This window comes from Stenotrophomonas sp. 10N36 (assembly GCF_056395005.1).
Window position 1 is genome coordinate 128,973 of the sequence record NZ_JBFTIS010000002.1, and the last position, 23,343, is coordinate 152,315.

22 protein-coding genes and 1 riboswitch are annotated in these 23,343 nt (G+C 68.5%); of the genes, 12 read left to right on the forward strand and 10 right to left on the reverse strand.

Features of this window, described 5'->3' with window-relative positions; all coding sequences use genetic code 11:
• The first annotated feature begins 40 nt into the window (after positions 1-40).
• The 4 genes from msrB to AC1DCJ_RS04180 all read left to right on the forward strand — a co-directional run bounded on the left by msrB (position 41) and on the right by AC1DCJ_RS04180 (position 4,800).
• On the forward strand, positions 41-547 hold the full coding sequence (gene msrB, locus AC1DCJ_RS04165; protein WP_038690671.1) for a peptide-methionine (R)-S-oxide reductase MsrB: 507 nt from the start codon (positions 41-43) through the stop codon (positions 545-547).
• Positions 548-582: 35 nt separating this feature from the next.
• On the forward strand, positions 583-2,361 hold the full coding sequence (locus AC1DCJ_RS04170) for a cytochrome c biogenesis protein DipZ (RefSeq protein ID WP_478070190.1): 1,779 nt from the start codon (positions 583-585) through the stop codon (positions 2,359-2,361).
• A gap of 16 nt (positions 2,362-2,377) precedes the next feature.
• A complete protein-coding gene (gene msrA, locus AC1DCJ_RS04175; protein WP_313425505.1) occupies positions 2,378-3,118 on the forward strand; it encodes a peptide-methionine (S)-S-oxide reductase MsrA in 741 nt (246 codons plus the stop codon).
• A 263-nt stretch (positions 3,119-3,381) separates the two neighbouring features.
• Positions 3,382-4,800, forward strand: a complete 1,419-nt coding sequence (locus AC1DCJ_RS04180) for an aminotransferase-like domain-containing protein (RefSeq protein ID WP_478070191.1) — start codon at positions 3,382-3,384, stop codon at positions 4,798-4,800.
• A gap of 15 nt (positions 4,801-4,815) precedes the next feature.
• On the opposite strand, the gene bioD is transcribed toward AC1DCJ_RS04180, so the two are convergent.
• On the reverse strand, positions 4,816-5,493 hold the full coding sequence (bioD, locus tag AC1DCJ_RS04185) for a dethiobiotin synthase (RefSeq protein WP_478070268.1): 678 nt from the start codon (positions 5,491-5,493) through the stop codon (positions 4,816-4,818).
• Between the two features lie 74 nt (positions 5,494-5,567).
• On the opposite strand from bioD, the gene AC1DCJ_RS04190 reads away from it, so the two are divergent.
• Complete coding sequence (locus tag AC1DCJ_RS04190) at positions 5,568-6,050, forward strand: GAF domain-containing protein (protein WP_038690679.1); 483 nt, start codon at positions 5,568-5,570, stop codon at positions 6,048-6,050.
• Positions 6,047-6,421: a TfoX/Sxy family protein gene (locus AC1DCJ_RS04195; RefSeq protein ID WP_478070192.1), complete on the forward strand. Its 375-nt coding sequence runs from the start codon at positions 6,047-6,049 to the stop codon at positions 6,419-6,421. The genes AC1DCJ_RS04190 and AC1DCJ_RS04195 overlap by 4 nt, the downstream gene beginning before the upstream one ends.
• 93 nt (positions 6,422-6,514) lie before the next feature.
• Here the strand turns inward: AC1DCJ_RS04195 and AC1DCJ_RS04200 are convergent, their stop codons facing one another.
• Positions 6,515-7,177 carry a histidine phosphatase family protein gene (locus AC1DCJ_RS04200; RefSeq protein WP_241659016.1) on the reverse strand — a complete coding sequence of 221 codons (663 nt, stop codon included), beginning with the start codon at positions 7,175-7,177 and terminating at the stop codon, positions 6,515-6,517.
• A 60-nt stretch (positions 7,178-7,237) separates the two neighbouring features.
• Positions 7,238-7,463, forward strand: a riboswitch (cobalamin riboswitch).
• Between the two features lie 125 nt (positions 7,464-7,588).
• Here AC1DCJ_RS04200 and btuB point away from each other — a divergent pair.
• Positions 7,589-9,430 carry a TonB-dependent vitamin B12 receptor gene (btuB, locus tag AC1DCJ_RS04205; protein WP_478070193.1) on the forward strand — a complete coding sequence of 614 codons (1,842 nt, stop codon included), beginning with the start codon at positions 7,589-7,591 and terminating at the stop codon, positions 9,428-9,430.
• Between the two features lie 191 nt (positions 9,431-9,621).
• Here btuB and gph read toward each other — a convergent pair whose 3' ends face one another.
• Complete coding sequence (gph, locus tag AC1DCJ_RS04210; RefSeq protein ID WP_478070194.1) at positions 9,622-10,272, reverse strand: phosphoglycolate phosphatase; 651 nt, start codon at positions 10,270-10,272, stop codon at positions 9,622-9,624.
• 191 nt (positions 10,273-10,463) lie between these two features.
• The gene (locus AC1DCJ_RS04215; RefSeq protein ID WP_313246228.1) at positions 10,464-11,366 is read right to left on the reverse strand and encodes a LysR family transcriptional regulator; all 903 of its coding nucleotides are present in this window, start codon (positions 11,364-11,366) and stop codon (positions 10,464-10,466) included.
• Positions 11,367-11,463: 97 nt separating this feature from the next.
• On the opposite strand from AC1DCJ_RS04215, the gene AC1DCJ_RS04220 reads away from it, so the two are divergent.
• Together AC1DCJ_RS04220 and AC1DCJ_RS04225 are read left to right on the forward strand one after the other, a co-directional pair.
• Complete coding sequence (locus AC1DCJ_RS04220) at positions 11,464-12,102, forward strand: NAD(P)-dependent oxidoreductase (RefSeq protein ID WP_137191142.1); 639 nt, start codon at positions 11,464-11,466, stop codon at positions 12,100-12,102.
• An 86-nt stretch (positions 12,103-12,188) separates the two neighbouring features.
• Positions 12,189-13,103, forward strand: a complete 915-nt coding sequence (locus tag AC1DCJ_RS04225; RefSeq protein WP_478070195.1) for an MBL fold metallo-hydrolase — start codon at positions 12,189-12,191, stop codon at positions 13,101-13,103.
• Between the two features lie 513 nt (positions 13,104-13,616).
• Here AC1DCJ_RS04225 and dinB read toward each other — a convergent pair.
• Positions 13,617-14,699: a DNA polymerase IV gene (gene dinB / locus AC1DCJ_RS04230; protein ID WP_141058512.1), complete on the reverse strand. Its 1,083-nt coding sequence runs from the start codon at positions 14,697-14,699 to the stop codon at positions 13,617-13,619.
• Positions 14,700-14,938: 239 nt separating this feature from the next.
• Here dinB and fabA point away from each other — a divergent pair, with 239 nt between their 5' ends.
• Positions 14,939-15,454 (forward strand): 3-hydroxyacyl-[acyl-carrier-protein] dehydratase FabA, encoded by a 516-nt coding sequence (fabA, locus tag AC1DCJ_RS04235; protein ID WP_038690696.1) that lies wholly within the window; start codon positions 14,939-14,941, stop codon positions 15,452-15,454.
• Positions 15,454-16,662: a beta-ketoacyl-ACP synthase I gene (fabB, locus tag AC1DCJ_RS04240; RefSeq protein WP_137191145.1), complete on the forward strand. Its 1,209-nt coding sequence runs from the start codon at positions 15,454-15,456 to the stop codon at positions 16,660-16,662. The genes fabA and fabB overlap by 1 nt, the downstream gene beginning before the upstream one ends.
• Before the next feature lie 1,159 nt (positions 16,663-17,821).
• On the opposite strand, the gene AC1DCJ_RS04245 is transcribed toward fabB, so the two are convergent.
• From AC1DCJ_RS04245 to AC1DCJ_RS04255, 3 genes are read right to left on the reverse strand one after another with little or no spacing between them, the layout of a single operon-like run.
• Positions 17,822-18,499: an HAD family hydrolase gene (locus AC1DCJ_RS04245; RefSeq protein ID WP_313425518.1), complete on the reverse strand. Its 678-nt coding sequence runs from the start codon at positions 18,497-18,499 to the stop codon at positions 17,822-17,824.
• Entirely contained in the window at positions 18,496-19,200 is a 705-nt protein-coding gene (locus AC1DCJ_RS04250) for a pseudouridine synthase (protein ID WP_038690702.1), read from the reverse strand. The genes AC1DCJ_RS04245 and AC1DCJ_RS04250 overlap by 4 nt, the downstream gene beginning before the upstream one ends.
• Positions 19,197-20,318: a class I SAM-dependent methyltransferase gene (locus tag AC1DCJ_RS04255; protein ID WP_478070196.1), complete on the reverse strand. Its 1,122-nt coding sequence runs from the start codon at positions 20,316-20,318 to the stop codon at positions 19,197-19,199. The genes AC1DCJ_RS04250 and AC1DCJ_RS04255 overlap by 4 nt, the downstream gene beginning before the upstream one ends.
• Before the next feature lie 155 nt (positions 20,319-20,473).
• Here AC1DCJ_RS04255 and AC1DCJ_RS04260 point away from each other — a divergent pair, with 155 nt between their 5' ends.
• Positions 20,474-20,737, forward strand: a complete 264-nt coding sequence (locus AC1DCJ_RS04260; protein WP_038690707.1) for a hypothetical protein — start codon at positions 20,474-20,476, stop codon at positions 20,735-20,737.
• A 122-nt stretch (positions 20,738-20,859) separates the two neighbouring features.
• Here the strand turns inward: AC1DCJ_RS04260 and AC1DCJ_RS04265 are convergent, their stop codons facing one another.
• Together AC1DCJ_RS04265 and AC1DCJ_RS04270 are read right to left on the reverse strand one after the other, a co-directional pair.
• Positions 20,860-21,150, reverse strand: a complete 291-nt coding sequence (locus tag AC1DCJ_RS04265; protein WP_137191148.1) for a DUF3247 family protein — start codon at positions 21,148-21,150, stop codon at positions 20,860-20,862.
• 29 nt (positions 21,151-21,179) lie between these two features.
• Positions 21,180-23,150 carry a hybrid sensor histidine kinase/response regulator gene (locus AC1DCJ_RS04270; RefSeq protein WP_478070197.1) on the reverse strand — a complete coding sequence of 657 codons (1,971 nt, stop codon included), beginning with the start codon at positions 23,148-23,150 and terminating at the stop codon, positions 21,180-21,182.
• Positions 23,151-23,343: the final 193 nt, after the last annotated feature.

A 23,343-nucleotide genomic window follows, 5' to 3' on the forward strand; every position in this document is an offset into this window, starting at 1 on the left:
CGCAGCATGGCCGCATCGTTTCCCTCCCAGGAGATCGGCCATGCGTTACACCCGTCGCAATGTGCTCGGCATGGGCGCCATGACGGCCGCCGCCGGCCTGTTCGGCCTGACCGCGTGCAGCGGCCCGGCACCGGCCGCACCGGCGGCCCCCACGCGGCGTTTCGAGGTGATGCGCACCGACGCGCAGTGGCGCGAGCAGCTCAGCCCGGCCGCTTATGCCGTCCTGCGCCGCCAGAGTACCGAGCGGCCCTACAGCAGCCCCCTCAACAAGGAGCATCGGCGCGGCACCTTCAGCTGCGCCGGCTGCGCGCTGCCACTGTTCTCCTCGTCCACCAAGTTCGACAGCGGCACCGGCTGGCCCAGTTTCTGGGCGCCCCTGCACGGCGCCGTGGAAGAAGACCGCGACACCACGCTGGGCATGATCCGCATCGAGGCGCATTGCCGACGCTGCGGTGGCCACCTCGGCCATGTGTTCGATGACGGTCCACGCCCCACCGGCCTGCGCTACTGCATGAACGGTGTGGCGATGCGCTTCACCGCGGCCTGAGCGCCGCTCCCCCTGCATCCTGGAAGGATCTGACCATGTTCCTGCTTGTCCTGGCCTACCTCGGCGGCGTACTTACCATCCTCAGCCCGTGCATCCTGCCGGTGCTGCCGTTCGTGTTCGCCCGCTCGGACCGCCCCTTCCTGCGCAGCGGCCTGCCGCTGCTGGTGGGCATGACGCTGATGTTCGCGGTGGTCGCCAGCCTGGCCGCGGTGGGCAGCCAGTGGGTGGCCCAGGCCAACCAGATCGGGCGCTGGATCGCGCTGGTGGTGATGGCGGTGTTCGCGCTGGCGCTGTTGTGGCCGTCGCTGGCCAACCGCCTGCTGTCGCCGTTCCAGCGGCTGGGCGCGCGGCTCAGCGCCTCGGCCGATGCGGCCAGTGATGCCGGGCGCGGCGGGGTGGGCACCTCGCTGCTGATCGGCATTGCCACCGGCCTGCTCTGGGCACCGTGCGCCGGGCCGATCCTGGGGCTGATCCTCACCGGCGCGGCGCTCAACGGCGCCAGCGTCGGCACCAGCGGGTTGCTGCTGGCCTATGCGCTCGGCGCCGCCACGTCGCTGGCCCTGGCGATCTGGATCGGCGGGCGCGTGTTTGCCGCGCTCAAGCAGCGCCTGGGCGTGGGCGAGTGGATCCGCCGCGCACTCGGCGTGGCCGCGCTGCTGGCGGTGGTGGCGATCGGCATGGGCTGGGACACCGGCGTGCTGACCCGCCTGTCCACGGTGAGCACGGCCAAGCTCGAGCAGGGCCTGTTGGATGTGCTGCCGGGGCAGGAACCGGCCGCGGGCGGTTCGATGATGATGATGGCCGCCAACGCGCCAGCCGGCGCCCCCTTGCCGGTGGAAGGCACCCTGCCCTCGCTGGCCGGCGCCACCGGCTGGCTCAACAGCCCGCCGCTGAGCGCCGAGTCGTTGCGCGGCAAGGTGGTGCTGGTCGATTTCTGGACCTACTCGTGCATCAACTGCCTGCGCGCCATGCCGTACGTGCGGGAGTGGGCCGAGCGTTACCGCGACCACGGCCTGGTGGTGATCGGCGTGCACGCCCCGGAGTTCGCCTTCGAGCGCAGCCTGGGCAACGTGCAGCGCGCGGTGAAGGACCTGAAGGTCACCTACCCGGTGGCGATCGACAACAACTTTGCGATCTGGCGCGGCTTCAACAACCGCTACTGGCCCGCGCACTACTTCATCGATGCGGAAGGCCGCATCCGTGCGCACCACTTCGGCGAAGGCAACTACGCGCAGTCCGAGCAGATCATCCGCCAGCTGCTGCGCGACGCCGGCAACACCCTGCCCGACGAACCCGCCCAGGCCATGGCGATGGCCGGCGCCGCGCCGCGTGATGGCATCGAGCAGCAGGCCGACATGCGCAACCTGAAATCGCCGGAGACCTACCTCGGCCACGCCCGCGCGCAGAGCTTCGCCTCGCCTGGCGGGCAGCAGACGGACCGTGCCACCGACTACACCGTGCCGCCCACCTTGCGCTTGAACCAGTGGGCGCTGGGTGGGCGCTGGACGGTGGGCGAGGAAGATGCACACCTGGACGCAGCCGGTGGCCGCATCGCCTTCCGCTTCCATGCCCGCGACCTGCACCTGGTGCTGGCCCCGGCCGTGGATGGCACCCCCGTGCGCTACCGCGTGCGCATCGACGGCCAGCCGCCGGGCGAGGCCGCCGGGGGCGATGTGTCGGCCGATGGCAGCGGCCAGGTCGGCGAGCACCGGCTGTACCAGTTGATCCGCCAGCGCGGCGATGTTCGTGAACGCACCTTCGAGATCGAGTTCCTTGATCCGGGCGTGCATGCCTATGCCTTTACGTTCGGTTGAGCCCTGGAGGCCTTCGATGAAGATCGCAATGGACAAACTGATGGCCGGCAGCATCGCGGCGGTGATCGCGGCGATGACCATCACCGCGGTGATCAGCCTGGATCGCCCGGCGCAGGCCGCCACGGCACAGGCGCTGGTGACGCTGCCTGCGCCCAGTGCCGCGGCCGACCTCAAACAGCCCGGCGTCCAGCGCGCCCAGGTGGTGTTTGCCGGCGGCTGCTTCTGGGGCGTGCAGGGTGTGTTCCAGCACATCAACGGCGTGGACAACGCGGTGTCCGGCTACATCGGCGGCAGCGCGGGCGATGCCAGCTACACGCGCGTGGGCAGCGGCGGCACCGGCCACGCCGAGGCGGTGAAGGTCACTTACGATCCGTCGAAGGTGAGCTACGGGCAGCTGATGCAGGTGTTCTTCTCGGTGGCCCACGACCCCACCCAGCTCAACCGCCAGGGACCTGATCGCGGCACGCAGTATCGCTCGGCGGTGTTTGCCGACGATGCCGGGCAGCGCGATGCAACCCAGGCCTATATCGCCCAGCTGCAGCGCGCCAAGGCGTTCAGCGCCCCGGTGGTGACCACGGTCGAGGGCGGCAAGCGCTTCTATCCGGCCGAGGGCTACCACCAGAACTACCTCACCCTGCACCCGGAGTCGATGTACATCCGCATCAACGACCTGCCGAAGGTGGAGGCGCTCAAGCGCCAGTACCCGGCCCTGTACCGCGACAAGCCGCGGCTGGTGTCCACCCTGTCGGCGCGCTGAAAGATGCCCCCGGGTAGAGCCGACCGTTGGTCGGCTGCCGTTGGGTGCCGGGATACGTGCAGCCGACCAACGGTCGGCTCTACCCGGACGGGGTCGAAAAAAGTGCACGGCGCAACAAACCACCGCCGTGCACGAGGGAAGTCCGGGAGGCGCAGCGGCGGGCCGCACTGCGCGGGAGGGAGCATGCTAGGCTGCGCGATGCAGCGGATACAGAGCCAGCTTCCGGCAATCCGCACGGTTACAGATTGCGGCGGACTCTCTCCATGGCAGCCAACCTTTACCAATCCCTGGCCGATGAAATGGCCGATGCCATCCACAGCGGCCGGTTGCCGGTGGGCACCCGCCTGCCCTCGCTGCGTGGCCTGGCGGCGCAGCGCCAGCTCAGCCTCAACACCGTCATTGCCGCCTATCGCCAGCTCGAAGATGCCGGCCTGGTGGTACCGCGGCCCAAGGCCGGCTTCGTGGTCAGCCCGCGCCTGGCCGAACCGACCCGCTCGCTGCGCCAGGCGCCGTCGCTGGCCACCACCCAGGCCCAACAGCTGATGATGGCGCGGGGGCTGGCCGCGCAGCAGCAACCGGGCATCATCGACCTGGCTTTCGGCGGCCCGCGCGGGCGTCGCTTCTATCCCGGCGACAAGCTGGCGCGCAGTACCGCGCAGGTGCTGCGTCGCGCCGGCATGGTGGAAACCTATGCCCGCCCGAATGCGGCCACCCGGCTGCTGGAGCAGATCGTGCGGCGCGGGCCACGGCTGGGGCTGCACACCAGCACCGAGCGCCTGGTCCTCACCCATGGCGCCATGGAAGCGCTGCAGCTGGCCCTGCGCGCGGTGACGCGGCCCGGGGATGCGGTGGGGATCGAAGCACCGTCCTACTTCAACCTGTACCCATTGCTCAGCAACCTGGGCCTGAAGGCCATCGAGCTGCCCACCGACCCGCGCCGCGGGCTGGACGTGGATGCCGTGGCCGCGCAGCTGGAACGCGGCGCGCTGCGCGCGATCGTGGCCATGCCCACCGTGCACAACCCGCTCGGCTGCACCATGCCGGTGGCCGAGAAGCAGCGCCTGGCCGCGCTGGTCAACCACTACCGCGTTCCCCTCATCGAAGACGCGGTGTATGCCGAACTGCAATTCCAGGAGCCGCTGGCACCGCTGCTGAAATCCTTCGATGAAGACGGCTGGGTGATGGTGTGCAGCAGCTTCTCCAAGACACTGGCGCCGGACTACCGCATCGGCTGGCTCGATGCGGGGCGGTTCGCCGCTGATATCCAGCTGCTCAAGTTCCAGTCCACCGGGGCCGAGCCGCGCCTGCTCGGCGAGGCCGTCGGCGCGTTCCTGGAAGCGGGCAGCTACGAGCATCACCTGCGCACGCTGCGCCGCCTGTACAACGACCAGGTGCGGCGCGTGCGCGCGTTGATCGCCCAGCATTTCCCGGCCGGCACGTTGGCCACCCAGCCCACCGGCGGCTTCCTGTTGTGGGTGGAGCTGCCCGCCGGCATCGACACTGGCGCGCTGTTCGAACAGGCCTTGGCGCGCGGCGTGGTGTTCATGCCCGGCCAGGTGTACTCCCGCGGCGCGCGCTACCGGCATTGCCTGCGGTTGTCGTGCTGCCAGGAACTGGACGCGCCGTACGTGGACGCGATCGCCACGCTGGGGCAGCTGGCCTGCGCCCTGCGCGACGCCTGACTGCAGGCCCTGCGGTTACAGCTGCAGGCACCCGGTCAGCCCGGCCGGATCGGCACCGGGCGCGAAGGGCAGGCGGCCCAGGCACGGCATCGCAAGGCGGTCGCGCAGCATCGTCATGTTGTCGTCGATGCGCGCCATCTGCGGGTCGACCTCGTTGCCGATCCAGCCGATGCAGGTGGCCCCGCTGGCCGCGATCGCCGCCGCGGTAAGCCGCGCATGGTTGAGGCAGCCCAGCCGCAGGCCCACCACCATCACCACAGGCAGCTCCAGCGTGTGTACCAGGTCGGCCTGGTCCAGCGTGGCCGACAGCGGTGCCAGCCAGCCGCCCACGCCCTCCACCACCACCGTGTCGGCCTGTGCGCGCAGCCGCCCGAAGGCCGCCTCGATCGGGCCCAGCGCCAGCTGCACGCCGGCGTCGGCGGCCGCCAGCTCGGGCGCCAGCGGCAGGGGCAGCGCATACGGGTTGAGGTCGGCGTAGGCCGGCACCGGCTGGCTGGCGGCCAGCAACGCGGTGGCGTCCTCGTTGCACCACCCGTGGGCGGTGCGCTCGCAGCCGCTGGCCACCGGTTTCATGCCCACCGCCGTGCCGCCGCGCTGGCGCAGCGCGTGCAGCAGCACGCAGCTGCTGAAGGTCTTGCCGATGCCGGTATCGGTACCGGTGACATACAGGGCGGGAAGCGGGTAGGCGGTCATCACGGCCGGGATCGGGAAGGAGCGGTGCATTATCGACGGTCCCGGCGCGGCCTGCTGCTTGCTAGACTCCGGGCATGTTCGATACTTCCACGCTCACCGGCAGCAAGCCGGAACAGTACGGCCAGCTGCTGGCCCAGGCCCGCGCATTGGTACACGGCGAGCGCGACCGCATCGCCAATGCGGCCAACCTGTCGGCCCTGGTCTACCACGCCCTGCCGCACCTGAACTGGGTGGGCTTCTACTTCTTCGACGGCACCGAGCTGGTGGTCGGCCCGTTCCAGGGGCTGCCGGCCTGCGTGCGCATCCCGCTGGACAAGGGCGTGTGCGGCGCGGCGGCCAGCCAGCGCGTGACCCAGCGCATCGAAGACGTGGATGCCTTCCCCGGCCACATCGCCTGTGATTCGGCGTCGCGCTCGGAACTGGTGGTGCCGCTGGTCCACGGCGACACCCTGATCGGCGTGTTCGACCTGGACAGCCCCTCGCTGGCGCGTTTCGACGCCGACGACCAGGCCGGCCTGGAGGCGATCGCTGCGGTGTTCGTCGAGGCCCTGGGATGAGCACCAAGCTGCGCAACATCGGTCCCAAGAGCGCAGCCTGGCTGCGCCAGGTCGGGTTGCGCACGCCCGAGGAGCTGACCGCGATCGGCGCGGTCGGCGCGTTCGTGAAGGTGCGCCGCGCCGGCTTCAAGCCCAGCCTCAACCTGCTCTACTCGCTGGAAGGCGCGCTGCAGGACTGCCATTGGCAGGAACTGCCCGAAGCACGCCGCACCGAACTGGTGGCCGAGTACGAGGCCATCATCGCCGACAAGCCCCTGAAAAAGGCACCGCCGGCGTCCGGCCCGGTCTACGACCGCACCGCCGAACGTCGCGATGATGAAGCCGACACCGACGACGTGCCGCCGTTCGAACCGGACGACGAGACGTCGTAGAGCCGGGCAGAGCCCGGCTCTACGTGCATGCAACACCACATCCGCCGCCAGCCGGGCAGAGCCCGGCGCTACGCAGGTGCGCACCGCGCGCGATCAAGGCTGCTGCAGTTCCAGCAGTTCGCCCCACAGGCGGTCGTCCTCGCGCTCCACGCGCAGCTGCAGGCGGGTGCCGTGGTCGATGCGCAGTGCCCAGCACATTGCCATCGGCAGGCCACACACCTGCGACAGCACCATCCGCAAGGGGCCGCCATGGCTGACGATCAGGGTGGGCAGCGGGTCGGGGTCATCCAGCAGCCGGTGCAGGCCACGGGCAATGCGGCGCTCGAAGTGACCCCAGCTTTCGCCGTGCGGCGGCGGGTTGGCGTGCGGGTCCAGGTGGAACGCCGACAGCTCCTGCATCGGCAGCGCATGCAGCGCCTGCCCATCCCAGTCGCCGAAGTCGAGTTCGGCCCACTCCTCGTCGGCCACCACCTCCACCCCGTGCGGCAACGCGAGCGCATCGGCGGTGGCCAGCGCACGCTGGCGGGGCGAGCTCACCACGCGTTGCCAGGGCAGCCCCGCATAGCGTGCGCACAGGGCGTCGGTACTGCCGTCTTCCAGCACGGGGTCGGTGCGCCCGTCCAGGTGGCCGTCACGGCCGGTGCTGGCGTGGCGGATCAGGTCCAGGATCACGCCGCTGCCTGCGCGGTGGATGGAGCGGAACGGTGCTGCAACCTCGAAGGGGTCATGGGCATCACATCGTGGAACGAGGGGCATTCTAACCGCTCGCTCCGTACCACCCCGCCGCGCCGGCTGCCGCAGGCAGGCCTTTGCTCTACACTGCGCGCACTTCCAGGTGACCTGCGGCGCATGCCGGCAGGTTGAAACGGGAAGCCGGTGACGCAGCAGACCCTTGCCTGCCACTCCGGCGCTGCCCCCGCAACGGTAAGCGTGGAAACACCCGGCATTACGCCACTGTGCTTGCGCATGGGAAGGCGCCGGGTGCGATGGCCCTGGCCATCGGCCCGCAAGCCCGGAGACCGGCCTGGAAGACGACTGGTTGCGATGCGGCGGGCATGGCGGCGGCAAGCGGCGCCGTGCGCGCGTCCGCCCACCGTCGATCCATCCCTGCAGCGCGATCATCCCCACCCCTTGCCGCGCGGGCGTGCGCGGTGCATGGAGTCATCGATGAAGCTGCAGATCCAAGTCCTTTCCCTGGCCGTGCTGTCGGCCCTGCCCCTGCTGGCGTCGGCCCAGGACGAGGCCACCGCGCTGGACCAGGTGCTGGTCACCGCCACCCGCACCCCGATCGCCCTGCAGGACAGCATCTCCCCGGCGCAGGTGATCGACCGCGCCGAGATCGAGCGCAGCCAGGCGCCGTCGCTGCAGGACCTGCTGCGCGGCCGCGCCGGCATCAACCTCAACAACAGCGGCGGGCTGGGCAAGCAGAGCTCGCTTTTCCTGCGCGGCACCAACTCGGCCCACACCCTGGTGCTGGTGGACGGCGTGCGCATCAACACCGGCGACCTGGGCCTGGCCATGATCCAGGACCTGCCGCTGGCGCAGATCGAGCGCATCGAAATCGTACGCGGCCCGCAGTCCAGCCTGTACGGTGCCGACGCGATCGGTGGCGTGATCCAGATCTTCACCCGCCGCAACGCCGGCAGCTTCGCCCCGCACTTCCAGGTGGGTGGCGGCAGCAACGGCCTGCGCGAAGCCAGCGGCGGCTTCGGCGGCAGCGGCGCGCGTGGCTGGTTCGGCACCGACATCGCCTACCAGCACACCGACGGTATCAACTCGTGCCGCGGCGATGCCGCGACCTTCGCCGGCTGCGGTGCCGATGAGCCCGACCGCGACGGCTACCGCAACCTGTCGATGAGCCTGCGCGGCGGTTACGCGCTGACCGATGCGCTGAGCGTGGAAGGGACCGCGCTGCGCGCCGAAGGCGAGAACCACTACGACGGTTACTACAACTATTCGGAAACGCTGCAGCAGGTGCTGGGCGGCAAGGTGCGTTACACCCCCAGCGAGCGCTTCACCCTGACCGCCAACGTCGGGCGTGCCGACAACGAATCGGACAACTACAACGGCAGCACCTGGCTGGGTGCGGCGCAGACCCACCGCAACAGCGCCTCGGTGCAGGCCGACGTGGGCATCGCCGAGGGCCAGCTGCTCAGCGCCGGCGTGGACTGGAGCCAGGACAACCTGGACGGCAGCAGCGCCGGTTACCTCGTCGACAGCCGCGACAATACCGGCGTGTTCGTGCAGTACCAGGGCCGTTTCGGCGCGCACCACCTGCAGGCCAGCGTGCGCAACGACGACAACGAACAGTTCGGCAACCACACCACCGGCAGCCTGGGCTGGGGCCTGGAGCTGGGGAGCGGGTTCCGCCTCAACGCCAGCTACGGCACCGCGTTCAAGGCTCCGACCTTCAGCGATCTGTACGACCCGTGGAGCGGCGTGCCGGGCCTGGACCCGGAAAAATCGAAGAGCGCCAACGTCGGCATCGCCCAGCAGGGCGACGGCTGGCGCTGGGGCCTGGACCTGTATGAAACCCGCATCGATGACCTGATCACCTACGATTCCACCACCTTCATGATGTCGCAGGTGGAGAAGGCGCGTATCCGCGGTGCCGAGTTGACCGGTGGCATCACCCTGGCCGGGTTCGACGTGAACGCCCAGCTCAGCCACACCGATCCGCGCAACCGCACCAACGGCAGCGCGCAGTTCGACAACTGGCTGGCGCGCCGCGCTCAGAACACCGCCCGCCTGGACATCGACCGCAGCTTCGGTGGGTTCCGCGCCGGCGTGACCGCCAACGGTGCCGGCAAGCGCTACGACAACGCCGCCAACACCGTGCGCCTGGCCGGGTACGGCACGCTCGACCTGCGCCTGGAATACGCACTGAGCCGCGACTGGTCGGTGCTCGGCCGGGTCAGCAACGTGTTCGACCGCGATTACGAAACGGTGGCCTGGTACAACCAGCCCGGCCGCGAGTACCGCCTGAGCGTGCGCTACCAGCCGAAATAAGGGATCTGGACGGCGGCACCGGCGCCGCGTGGGTGCCGACCGTTGGTCGGCACACCTGATTGCCCCGGGTAGGTGCCGACCGTTGGTCGGCACACCTGATTGCCCCGGGTAGGTGCCGACCGTTGGTCGGCACAATCATTGAACCGGGTAGGTGCCGACCGTTGGTCGGCACACGTGTCAACCGCCGCCGGTTACAGCACCAGTAATTCCCGCAGATCATCCACCACGGCCACCGCCTCGACGTTGTCCAGATCCAGCCCACGCGGATAGCCATAGCGCACCAGCGCCACCGGCATGCCCGCGTCCACCGCGGCCCGGTAATCGGTAATCGAATCGCCCACCATCAAGGCGGCCCCAACGGCCACCTCGAAGTGCGCGGCGATATGCCGCAACGGCGCACCACTGGGCTTGCGTTCCGGCAACGAATCGCCGCCCAGCACCAGCGCAAACTGATCCTGCAGCCCGAAGTGCTGCAGCAACGGCGCCACCAGCGCGGACGGCTTGTTCGTGCAGATCGCGAGCGTCACCGAACGCTCGCGCAATGCCGCCAACGTTTCGCTCACACCATCGAACAGACGCGGGCTGCGCAGCAGGCAGGCCTCGTAGTGCCGCATGAAACCGGGCATGACCGTGTCCAGATCGATGTCACTGCCAGCCGCGGTGAACGCCTGTTCGACAAGCCGGCGCACGCCATCGCCGATCCAGGTCAGTACCGTGGCCTCCGGCACGCGGGGCAACTGCCAGTCCTGCAGCGTGCGGTTCAACGCCTCGGCAATATCGGCGGCGCTGTCCACCAGCGTGCCATCCAGATCGAACACCACCAACGGATACGGATACGACAAGGCAATGCTCACTTCCACAGCAGGGAAGCGCCATTGTACGGAGGTGCGTGTGTGATGCCGATGCACGCCCGGGTAGAGCCGACCGTTGGTCGGCTGCACGCGCCCGCTGCGGTTGCGGGTGCACGGCGTGCTGATGCGCRCGTGCCGGTTCAAGTGCAGCCGACCAACGGTCGGCTCTACCGGGGGTGCGTTTACAGTTGCGCCAGGAATTCCGGGCTGGCAAAGCGTTCCACCAGGAAATCCAGGAAGCTGCGCATGATCGTCGGCAGCTGCCGGCGGGAGGCATACACCGCGTGGATATCCAGCCCTTCCACCTGGTAATCGGGCAGCACTTCAATCAACTCGCCACTGCGCAGCAACGGGGCGATCTGGTACGTCGGCAGCATCGCGATACCCGCGCCGGCGCGCACCGCTTCCAGCAGCAGCGATGCTTCGTTGGCGCTGATGTTGCCGCCCACCGCCACCGCGATCGCGCGGCCATCGCGCTGCAGGTGCCACACGCTCTTGCCCACGTAATGGTGGGTCAGGCAGTTGTGCGCGGCCAGCGCGTCGGCCGTGGCCGGCGCACCGCGTTCGGCCAGGTACGACGGCGCCGCGCACAGCACCGAACGGCACGGTGCCAACCGTCGCGCGATCAGTGCCGGGTCGATCGCGCGCGAAATGCGCACTGCGATATCGACGCGCTCCTCCACCAGGTTGACTACCCGGTCCACCAGCAGCAGTTCCACCCGCGTCAGCGGATACCGCTTCACGAAGTCGGCCACCGCAGCGGCCAGGTGGATCTGCCCGAACGACACGCTCGCCGTGACCCGGATCAACCCGTGCGGCTCGGGGTTGTCGGTGGCCAGTTCGCCGTGCAGTTCATCGCCGATCGCCAGCATTTGCCGGAACCGCAGCAGCGCCGCCTCGCCCGGGCCGGTCAGGCTGATCCGGCGCGTGGTCCGGTGCAGCAACCGCGCGCCCAGCCAGCGCTCCACCTCGGCCAGGTAGCGGGTCACCATCGCCCGCGACATGTCCAACGCATCGGCTGCCGCGGTCAGGCTGCCGCGCTCGACCACCTCCACGAACACGTTCATCGCCGTCATCCGGTCCATTTGATCGATCCGTGCAACAAATTAGCCCGTTATACGCGGTTTTTCGTTCGATTCCAGGGGCATACGCTGGCCTTCCTTCCTCAACGGATCTGCCCCCATGAAAATCGCTCTTGTTGGTGCCACCGGCAACATCGGCCGTGAAATCACCCGCCAGGCCCTCGCCCGCGGCCATCAGGTCACCGCCATCGTGCGCCGTGAAACCGACCTGCCGGCCGAACTGGACGGCGCCCAGCTGGCCGTCGCCGCGCTCGACGACACCGACGCCCTGGCGGCGGTGATCGCCGGCCACGACGTGCTGGCCAGCGCCTTCGGCCCGCGCCCGGGTGATGCACCCAGCACCGTGACCACCACCAGCGCCGCGCTGGTCAAGGCCGCGCGCCAGGCGGGCGTGCCCCGCTTCATCATGGTCGGCGGCGCCGGCAGCCTGGAAGTCGCCCCCGGCGTGCAGCTGGTGGATACCGAAGGCTTCCCGGATGCCTACAAGCCGGTCGCCCTGGCCGCGCGCGACACCCTCAAGCAGCTGCAGGCCGTCGACGACCTGGACTGGACCTTCTACTCGCCCGCCGCCGAGATCGGCCCCGGCCCGCAGCGCGGTGGCTTCCGCACCCAGGCGACGAATTTCCTGGTCGGCGATGACGGCCACAGCCGGATCAGCTACCCCGACTACGCCGACGCCTTCGTCAGCGAGATTGAAACCCCGCAGTACGTGCGGCAGATCGCCACGGTTGCGTATTGACGCGCCGCCGACGGCGCCACGCATGAGCCGAGAGGAGCCGGGCAGAGCCCGGCTCTACGAGAATCGTTCTGCACAGGATCACCCCGATGCCCCACCTTCCCCGCACCACCCTTGCCCTGGCGCTGGCTATCGGCACGTCACTGGGCCTGAGCGCTCCTGACGTCGGTCACGCCGCCGCGGCCACCGCCGATGCCCACGCGCTGCAGGTACAGCCGTACCACCCCGGCGACACCGCCCTGTTCTCCGTCGCCTCGACCCTGATCACCGGCCAACACGACGCGATCCTGATCGACGCCCAGTTCGCCGCGTCCGACGCCGCCCAGCTGGTGCAGCGCATCCGTGCGTCCGGCAAGCAGCTGACCACCATCTACATCAGCCACGGCGACCCCGATTATTACTTCGGCCTGGCCACCCTGCAGGACGCCTTCCCCCACGCCCGCATCGTCGCCACCGCCCAGACCGTCGCCCACATCACCGCCACCCAGGCCGGCAAGCTTGCCTACTGGGGCCCGAAGATGGGCGCCGACAAACCCAGCCGCATCGTCATCCCCGACGTCCTCCAGGGCGACACCCTCACCCTCGAGGGCCAGCCGCTGACCCTCATCGGCCTCCACGGCCCCACCCCCGACCGCACCGTGCTCTGGATACCCAGCCTGCGCACCCTCGTCGGCGGCATCCCGGTGGTCGCCGGCGAACACGTCTGGATGGCCGACACCCAAAGCCCCCAATCGCACACCGACTGGCTGACCACCCTCACCACCCTCGCGGCCCTCAAGCCCACCCACGTCATCCCCGGCCACTACGCCCGCGGTGCCGCACTCGACGCCACCGCCCTCACCTTCACCGCCGATTACATCCGCGCCTTTGATGAAGAATCCGCACGCAGCAAGAACGCAGACGCCTTGATCGCCGCGATGAAAAAGCGTTACCCGACCCTGCAAGGCGTGGGTTCGTTGGAGATCAGTGCGAAGGTTGCAAAGGGGGAAATGCAGTGGCCGTGATGGTGTGACACGCGGCGGAGAAAAGCGATGTGACGCGTTAGAGAAAAAGCGCGGCGTTGGTTTTTTCATGCCACAACAGAACGTTGACAGCGCATCGGCAGTCGATCGGGATGCGACCCTACCGGGTAGTGCATTCCGAGCACGATATGCATGGCGTAGGTTCGTTGGACATCCGTGCGAAGTGGAGTGGCCGTGATGCCGTACGTAGCAGCAGAAGAATCGATGTAACGCGTCAAAGAAGAAGAACCGCGTTGTTTAGTTTGATGCCACAACAGAACGTTGAGAGAGTATCGGCAGTCGATCGGGACGCGACCCCACCGAGCGGAAAATCCCGAGCACGACAAGCATCACGTGCACGATGAAAGTTGAGCGAATGTTGCCGTTGCCCGCCCCAACGCGCCACCCAGCCCCTCATCAGGCACGCACCAACGCACTGGCTCTCAGCTGTTCGCTGTTCGCTGTTCGCTGTTCGCTTCTAGCCTTCAGCTTCTAGCTGTCCGCCACAAGCGAAAATCACTCGCCATCCAGATGATCAAACAGCCCAGGCTGGCTCACCGCCTCGCGCTCGCGGAACCCGCCCAACCCCACCCCCACCAACCGATACCGCGTCTCCGCCGGCAGATCCACCCGCGCCCGCAACGCCAGCGCGATATCGCGCAACTCCTCACCCGATTCCGGCGGCGACTCCGGCGTAAAACTCCGCGTAATGATCCGGAACTGCGACGTCTTCAACTTCAGCACCACCGTGTGCCCCACCCGCTCCGTCTTCCGCGTCGCCCGCCACGTCTTCCCCGCCAACTCCACGATCGCCGCCTCCAGCGCCTCCAACGGCAAATCCTCCGCGAACGTATCTTCCGACGAAATCGACTGCACCGGCTGGTCCGGCTCCACCGCCCGCTCATCGATCCCCCGCGCCCGATTGAACAACCGCGCACCAAACGTCCCGAACCGCCCCTCCAACACCTCCAGCGGCAATGACCGCAGATCGCCCACCGTCACGATCCCCAACTCTGCCAGCTTCCCCGCCATCACCTTCCCCACCCCCGGCACCCGGTTCACCGCCAGCGGCGTCAGAAACTGCTCCACCCGATGCGGCGGCACCACGAACTGACCGTCCGGCTTGCGCCAGTCCGATGCGATTTTCGCCAGGAACTTGTTCGGCGCGATCCCCGCCGACGCCGTCAACGACGTCTCCTCACGGATCTCCCCACGGATGATCGCCGCGATCTCCGTCGCCACCGTCATCCCCCCCTTGTGCACCGTCACATCCAGATACGCCTCATCCAACGACAACGGCTCCACCAGATCCGTATGCCGCAGGAAAATCTCCCGCACCTGCCGCGACACCGCCTTGTAGCGCACAAAGTCCGGCGGCACGAACACCGCATCCGGACACAACCGCTCCGCACGCAGCGCCGGCATCGCCGAGCGGATCCCGAACACCCGCGCCTCGTACGACGCCGCGCACACCACCGAACGTGCCCCCTTCCACGCCACCACCACCGGCTTGCCGCGCAGCGACGGATCGTCGCGCTGCTCCACCGACGCGTAGAACGCGTCCATGTCCACATGGATGATTTTGCGCAGAACAGACACGGCGGGAAGACTCGGACCTGGAAGCAGATGCGTAGATGAACAAGATTACAGCCACACGCCTGAGTATGGTCTTTTCATAACAACAACATGCGTTTTTCAAGCTGAAAACACTACGCCGGCGTACGGTTAAAACGTTTGATTGAATCACTTTTCCTCTGCACTCTTGCGCACTTGGTTCCAGCAACACAGCCTGCCCATGGCCGGCTTTACCCGATGGCTTCTTCAGGATTGCGCTTTCCATGACTCGTCTCCACGCGTTCTCGCGCGAACAACTGCTGGCCAGCGCCCGCGGTGAACTGTTCGGCCCGGGCAGCGGTCGCCTGCCCAACGATCCGATGCTGATGTTCGATCGCATCACCGACATCCGCGACGACGGCGGCCCCCACGGCAAGGGACTGGTACGCGCCGAACTGGATATCCGCCCGGACCTGTGGTTCTTCGGCTGCCACTTCATCGGCGACCCGGTCATGCCCGGCTGCCTTGGCCTGGATGCCATGTGGCAGCTCACCGGCTTCTACCTCACCTGGCTGGGCGCGCCCGGCCGTGGCCGCGCCCTCGGCTGCGGTGAAGTGAAGTTCACTGGCCAGGTACTGCCCGAGGCCAAGCTGGTCAGCTACGAAATCGACATTACCCGCGTCATCAACCGCAAGCTGGTGATGGCCCAGGCCGACGCCCGCATGCTGGTGGACGGCCGCGAAATCTACTCCGCCAAAGACCTCCGCGTAGGTCTGTTCACTTCCACCGAGAACTTCTGATGCGTCGCGTCGTCATTACCGGAATGGGCATCACCTCGTGCCTGGGCAACGATCTGGACACGGTCTCCAGCGCACTGCGTGAAGGCCGCGCCGGCATCCGCCACCTGCCCGACCATGCCGAAGCCGGCCTGCGCAGCCACGTCGGTGGCAACATCGAACTGGACCTGGACGCGCAGATCGACCGCAAGGTCAAGCGCTTCATGAGCGATGCCTCGGCGTACGCCTACATCGCCATGCGCGATGCGATCGCCGATGCCGGTCTGGACCAGGCGCAGGTCGCCAATCCGCGCACCGGCCTGATCGCCGGTTCCGGCGGCGGCTCCAGCCAGTGGCAGGTCGAATCGGCCGACATCCTGCGCGCCCGTGGCGTGCGCAAGGTGGGCCCGTACATGGTGCCGCGCACGATGTGCTCCACCGTGTCGGCCTGCCTGGCCACCGCCTTCCAGATCAAGGGCCTGAGCTACTCGCTGTCTGCGGCCTGCGCCACCTCGGCGCACTGCATCGGCGCGGCGGCTGACCTGATCCGCCATGGCGCACAGGACGTGATGTTCGCCGGCGGCGGTGAAGACCTGCACTGGTCGATGAGCGTGATGTTCGACGCCATGGGCGCGCTGTCCACCCGCTTCAACGACACCCCGGCCAGCGCCTCGCGCCCGTACGACAAGGACCGCGACGGCTTCGTCATCGCCGGTGGCGGCGGCATGCTGGTGCTGGAAGATTACGACCACGCCGTGGCACGTGGCGCGCGCATCTATGCCGAACTGGTGGGCTACGGCGTCACCTCCGACGGTGCCGACATGGTCGCCCCGTCCGGTGAAGGCGCGGTGCGCTGCATGAACATGGCCATGGCCAACCTGAGCGGCCCGATCGACTACCTCAACACGCACGGCACCTCCACCCCGCTGGGCGATGTGACCGAGCTGAAGGCCGTGCGCGAAGTGTTCGGCCAGGACGTGCCGCCGCTGTCGTCGACCAAGGCGCTGTCGGGCCATTCGCTGGGCGCAGCCAGCGTGCACGAAGCGATCTACTGCCTGCTGATGATGCGCGACGGCTTCATCGCCGGCTCGGCCAACATCGGCGAGCTGGACCCGCTGGTGGAAGGCTTCCCGATCGTGCGCGAAAGCCAGGATGCGCAGTTGAACACGGTGATGTCCAACAGCTTCGGCTTCGGCGGCACCAACGCAGCGCTGGTGTTCGGCCGGGTGTGATGCGCGGTTGATGCAGTGACAGGAAAGCCCGGCCAGCGTGCCGGGTTTTTTTGTGCCTGGATGGGGTGTGGTGTTGGTGGGGAACCGAGCCTGGTGGCAGCCAAGTGGTGCGGTTTTCGGGGGCCGTGATGCGGTCTTCGGCGGAGGTCATGCGTTCGTCGCGCCGGTCAGCGGTGTCGGCGGTCGTTTGGGAACCGACCCTACCGGGGTCCGCGCGACGTGCGGATGGCACGCCGGTGCCGTCGGCCGAGGTGCTGATGAGCCAGCGATGTGGTCACCCAACGCGCTGGCGGACCCTCGTTGGTAGGGTCGCTCCCCAGACGACCGCACGTGCCGTGTCCCGACCGATGGTGGGCATGACCTTGGCCGAAGAGAGAGGTTTGCGGGCGTGAGGCCGAGGCGATCTTCGGCGGCGGACATGCGTTCGTCGCGCCGATCGGCGGTACCGGCGGTCGTTTGGGAACCGACCCTACCGGGGTCCGCGCGACGTGCGGATGGCAGATGCGGCGCGCCACCAACGTCGTCGACCAACGTGATGTTGGGCCATCGTTGGTAGGGTCGCTCCCCAGACGACCGCACGTGCCGTGTCCCGGCCGATGCTGGGCATGACCCTGGCCGAAGAAGGAGGTTCGCGGGCGTGAGGCCGAGGCGGTCTTCGGCGGACGTCATGCGTTCGTCGCGCCGATCAGCGGTATCGGCGGTCGTTTGGGAACCGACCCTACCGGGGTCCGCGTTCCGTGTCCCCAAATGGCAGATGCGGCGGGCCACATGTGTCCATCCTCCACGCGACATGCCGGAAGCAGCGTGCCGCCGGTGTCGTCGACATCGTGCTGTCGCGCCACCAGTGTCTTCGACCAACGCGCTGGCGGACCATCAACGTCGTCGACCAACGCGCTGGTGGGCCATCGCTGGTAGGGTCGCTTCCCAGACGACCGCACGTGCCGTGTCCCGGCCGATGGTGGGCATGACCTTGGCCGAAGAGGGAGGTTTGCGAGCGTGAGACCGAGGCGATCTTCGGCGGCGGACATGCGTTCGCCGCGCCGATCGGCGGTATCGGCGGTCGTTTGGGAACCGACCCTACCGGGGTCTACGTTCCGTGCACCGGCCGATGGTGGGCATGACCCTGGCCGGAGACGCTGCTCGCCAGTTGGAACGCCGTTTACCGCAGATGCGGCAGCAGTAGCGTGTGCGCGTCTGCCAGCGAGTCGACGATGCGGTGGCCCAGGGCGCGCAGGTCGTCGTCGGGGTGCACCAGGTCGGGTACCTGGATCGCGGTCATGCCCGCGCCCACCGCGGCACGGATGCCGGCCGGTGAGTCTTCCAGTGCCAGGCAGCGCGCCGGGTCCTTGCCCAGCTTCTGCGCGGCCAGCAGGTAGATGTCCGGGGCCGGCTTGGGGTGGGCCACGTCGCTGCTGGTCACCACCACTTCGAAGAACGGCAGCAGCCCGGCCGCGGCCAGCTTGCGCGACGCGCGGGGCTGGCGGGTCGAGGTGGCCACCGCGCGCGCGATGCCGTGGTCGTGCAGCAGCTGCAGCAGGTCCAGGATGCCCGGACGCAGCGGCAGGCCTTCCTGCGTGCGCGCTTCGTACAGGTCATGGCAGCGCGCGAACAACGCCGCCACCTGCCCGGCATCGATGTGCTGCAGCAACAGGCGCTCGCAGTCGCGGTCGCCCAAGCCGACGAAGCGCAACCAGAAGTCATCGGCGAGCGGCAGCGCCAGCTCGTGCGCCGCCTGCGTCCAGCAGGCGACCGACACCCGCTCGCTGTCGATCATCAGGCCGTCCATGTCGAAGATGACGGCGTCCGGCAGGAACGGCAACGCGGCAATCGCGGTCATGGCACGTTGAAGAGCGTTTCAAGATCGGCGGCATCCAGGATGCGCCACTGCCCTTCGCCGAGGTCGCCCAGGGTCAGCCCGCCGATGCGGCTGCGGTGCAGCGCCGCGACGTGGTTGCCCACCGCCGCGAACATGCGCCGCGCCTGGTGGTAACGGCCTTCGTGCAGCACCAGCTGCGCCTGGCGCGGCGACTGCACGTGCAGTTCGGCCGGCAGCAGCGGCTTGTCGTCCGATTCCAGCAGCAGCGTACCGCTGGCAAAGCGCGCGGTTTCATCGCCACGCAGGTCTTCGGCCAGGGTGACCTCATAGGCCTTGTCCAGGCGCGACTTGGGCGAGACGATGCGGTGCAGCAACGCGCCGTCGTCGGTCATCAGCAGCATGCCGCTGGTGTCACGGTCCAGCCGGCCCACCGACGACAACAGCGGCGAACGTTCGCGGAAACGCGGCGGCAGCAGGTCGTAGATCAACCGGCCCTTGTCCTTGGTCGAACAGGTGTAGTCGCGCGGCTTGTGCAGCATCAGGGTCAGGCCCTGCGGCGGGTCCAGCGGTTCGCCCTCGACCCGGATCGCCTCGTGCGCGACCACGTCATCGGTGTACAGCACCTCGCCGTCGGCATCGGTGACCAAGCCGTCGCGGAACATCCCCTGCACCTGCTTGCGGCTGCCATAGCCCAGGTTGGCCAGAAGCTTGACCAGCTTCACGCGCGGCCTCCGCGGCCCCACGACGGCTCACGTTCCCGCGGCGCCCGGACCGGCGTGGCGGTCTTGCTGGCCTTGGTGGCCTGGATCAGCTTGAAGCCGTCGCGCTCGGCGGCCACGCGGACCTGGCCGAAGCTCTCGTTGAGAATCTGCTCGTACGGCAGGTGACGGTTGGCCACCAGCCACATGCGGCCACCCGGGCGCAGCGCCTGCGCGGCCACGGCAATGAAGCGCTGGCCGATGTCGGGGCGATCGGCACGCGAGGGCGTGTGAAACGGCGGGTTGGTCACGATGAAGTCGTACTGCGCCTCGATCCCGGCGGTCACGTCCTGCCAGTGGTAGGCCAGCGCGGCCGGCGCGCCGAGCGCGTCCAGATTGGTGTGGGCCAGCGCCAGCGCGCGGCCTTCGGCCTCATACAGGTCCAGCCCGGTCACGCCGGGGCAACGGGCCAGCACTTCGGCGGACAGGTAACCGAAACCGGCGCCCAGGTCGGCACCGCGCCCGGCCAGGTCGGCCGGCAGCTGCTCCACCAGCAGCGCCGAGGCCGGGTCGATGCGGTCCCAGGCGAAGATGCCCGGGCGGCTCTGGAAGCGGCCGCCCAGAATCGCACGGGGCGCGTCCAGGGTGGCCCAGCGCTTGGCCAGCGCGGCATCGTGCTGGCCATCGAGCGGCGCGGTCCAGTAGGCACGGCAGTGGTTCTTGGTGAGCTTGCCGCCCAGGCCGGTCAGCTGCTGCAGGTCGCCTTCGCCGGAGCGGGCGCCTTCGTTGTTGTGCTGGCAGGCCACCACCACCCCGCCCGGGGCGGCCAGCGCCACGGCGCGGGCAAACAGCGCCTTGGCTTCCTCACGCTGGCGCGGCGGCAGCACCAGCACCACCGCGTAGCGGGTGCTGTCGTCGGCCAGCTGCTGCTCGTCGCGGACGGTCCAGCCACTGGCTTCCAGCGCATCGGCGAACGGCCGGAAGCTCTGCTCGCAGACCAGCTGGGTCGGCTGGGCGTGCTCGCGCAGCGGCCAGCCGTCGCGGGCGCGCAGGAACAGCACCGGGCCGGCGGGCCAGGACAGCACGCCACTGGCGAACGGCAGGAACAGGGTTTCCAGGGGAGCGTCGTGCTGGGCAGCCATCGAGAGGGGGCACATCTTGAAAAGAGACCGCCATTCTACCGGTTCGCCCGGATCGCCTCCGCCCGGGCCCGATTTGCGTTTATTCAACGCCATGTTGATGCCCCGGCAACATCCAAACCGTCAGGGTGGAGGCTCATTTGCGATGGAGATGGCTCATGCGTGCATTGTTTGTCGGTGGCGTGGTCGACAACAGCGAGATGGACATCGAGGGCGCCCAGCCCCCGGTGCACTACCCCCAGGACACCGGCGGCGGTCACTCACGCTACCGCCTGCACCAGGTCGGCAAGCAGGCCGACGGCACGGTGGCGTACGCGGTGTATGGCGCGCCGGACATGGCCGACGACGAGGTCTCGCGGGTGGCCGACGAACGCGCGTATGCACGGCGTTTCGAGGCCGAGCCCGAGGTGTTCGTGCACTGATGCGGGGATGAGCGCAGGCGCTGCCGCTTCGTGCCGGCCCTGCGCTTTGTGTCGCCGTGCGGGCGTTACCGCGCGCAGGGCGACCGCTTAAGCCCCATGATGCCGGTCTGCCCGGCGCGGGGTTACTCGACCGGGGGCAGCTGGCGGATGCTGGCGATCCGGTCGAGCCACACCAGGTGCTGCTGCACCGGGGTATCCAGGTCGTCGAGCCGCAGCTGGCCATTGCTGCCCTCGTTCTCCTCGGCATCGCGATACTGCTGCAGGGTGGGCTGCACCGCGACGGTGCCCAGCAGGCGGGTGCCGTCGTCCAGGGTGATCTCGACGTGGGTCTGGCCGCGCAGCTGCGGCAGCAGGGCTTCCAGCGCCGCGATCCGGGCCGGATCGGTATGGATGGTCGGGGCGTAACGGGACATGGGGACTCCTGTGGGGTACGTGTGCGGGGTTACCGGCGCTGCTCGGCCAGTACGCTGCGCACGGCCGAGACCAGCTGGGCCACCGAATACGGCTTGGCCACATGCTCCTGGAACCCGGAGGCGAGCGCCCGCTTGCGGTCGTCGGCGCGGGCCAGCGCGGTGACCGCCACCGCCGGCAGCACCTGCGCTTCCACGCCGATGTCCTCGCGCAGCGTCCGTACCAGGCCGTAACCGTCCATGCCCGGCATGCCGATGTCGGTCAGCAGCACGTCGATGCCTTCATGCCCGCCCCGGTCCAGCAGGGCCAGTGCCTCGCCCGCCGATGCGGCCGCGGTGACTTCGGCGCCCTGCTCCTCCAACAGCCTGCGCAGGTATTCGAGCACTTCGGGCTGGTCTTCCACTGCCAGCAGGTGCAGGCCCTTGAGCGGGAACGGCTCGATCACCTGTTCCCCTATGGGGCCACTGAACACCTCGCGCAGCGGGCGGCCGTCGGCCTGCGGCTGGTAGCGCGGCAGGCGCACGGTGAACGTGGCGCCGTGGCCGGCACCCTCGCTGGTGGCCGCCACGGTGCCGCCGTGCAGCTCCACCAGCTGCTGCGCAATCGCCAGGCCCAGCCCGAGACCGCCATGGCGGCGGGTGGTGGTGCCATCGGCCTGGCGGAAGCGGCTGAACAGGTGCCGCAGGAATTCGGGGGCGATGCCGTCGCCGGTGTCGGCCACGCTGATCGACCAGTGGCCGCCATCGCTCGCCAGGGTGACGGCCACGGTGCCTTCGGCCGGGGTGAACTTGATCGCGTTGGACAACAGGTTCCACAGCACCTGCTGCAGCCGCGTGGCGTCGCCCAGCACCAGCGTGGGCTCGTCAGGCAGCGCCAGGGTCATGTGCAGTGCCTTGCCTTCGGCCACCAGTTCCTGCGCCCGCATGGCTTCGGTCAGCTGCGCGCGCAGGTCCAGCACTTCCACTTCCAGCTGCACCTTGCCCAGCAGCATGCTGCTCAGGTCGAGCATGTCCGAGATCAGGCGCTTCTGCGCCATCGCACTGTTGGCGATCACGCCCAGGCCCTTGTACAGCGGGCTGGTGGCATCCACACGCTGCAGCAGCAGTTCGCTCCAGCCCAAGATGGTGGTCAGCGGGGTGCGCAGTTCGTGCGACAGCGTGGCCAGGAACTCGTCCTTGAGCCGCGCCATGTTTTCAGCGGCACTGCGCGCGGCGCGCTCGGACTGCAGCAGCTCCTCGCGCGCCATTTCAATTTCGCGGCGCTCGGTCACGTCCGGGCTGCTGCCGGCCAGGCCGATGAAATGGCCCATGCGCGAGAAGCGCGGGCGGGCATTCATTTCCAGCCAGCGCCATTGGCCATCGGCACGCAGGCCACGCACCAGCGCATGCATCGACCGCTGCGCCTTCAGTGCTTCCTGCAGCTCGTAATCGAATACCGACGCATCGTCGGGATGAACCAGGCCGCGCCAGACGTTCTCGGGCACGCGCTGTTCGTCGCCGCCGAAAAACTCGCTGAAAGCGCTGTTGACGAAGCGCGCATGGCCCGCTTCGTCCAGCACCCACACCGGCATGGGCAGGCCATCGGCGAGCGCACTGAAGCGCGCCTCGCTTTCCGCCAGTTCCACTTCGATCTGCTTGCGGCTGCTGACGTCGAAGAACACCACGGCCACCTGGTGGTCGCCCGGCTCGCCCACCCGCACCGCTTCCACCGAATACCAGCGGCCCAGCGCACGCGCTTCCAGTTCGAACTGCTGGGATTGGCCGGTCAGGGCCACTTGGCCGTAGATGCGGAACCAGTCCGGCTCGTGGTCGGGCTGCAGCGCGGTCATGCGCTGCCCGCGCGCGTTGACCAGCCCGGTGTTGCGCTCGAAGGCGTCGTTGACCTCAAGGAAGCGGTAATCCACCGCCTTGTTGTCGTCGAACAGCACTTCGATCACGCAGAAGCCGGCGTTCATCTGCTCCAGCACGCTCCGGTACATCCCGGCGTGGGACGCAACTGTCATGAAAGAGGGGCGTTCAAGAGTGGAAGTAGGCAGGCTGGGCAAGGGCGTCAAGGGGGCAACTGGCGAAACAGAGGGACACAGCATCTTCCAGAGGGCGTATTCGTAGCGTCAAGCGCCATGGGTGGGATTGACGTGAGCGACGACGTAGGTGAATTGGCGGCAACCGCTACGGCGGCTGACGCAATTGCCGATT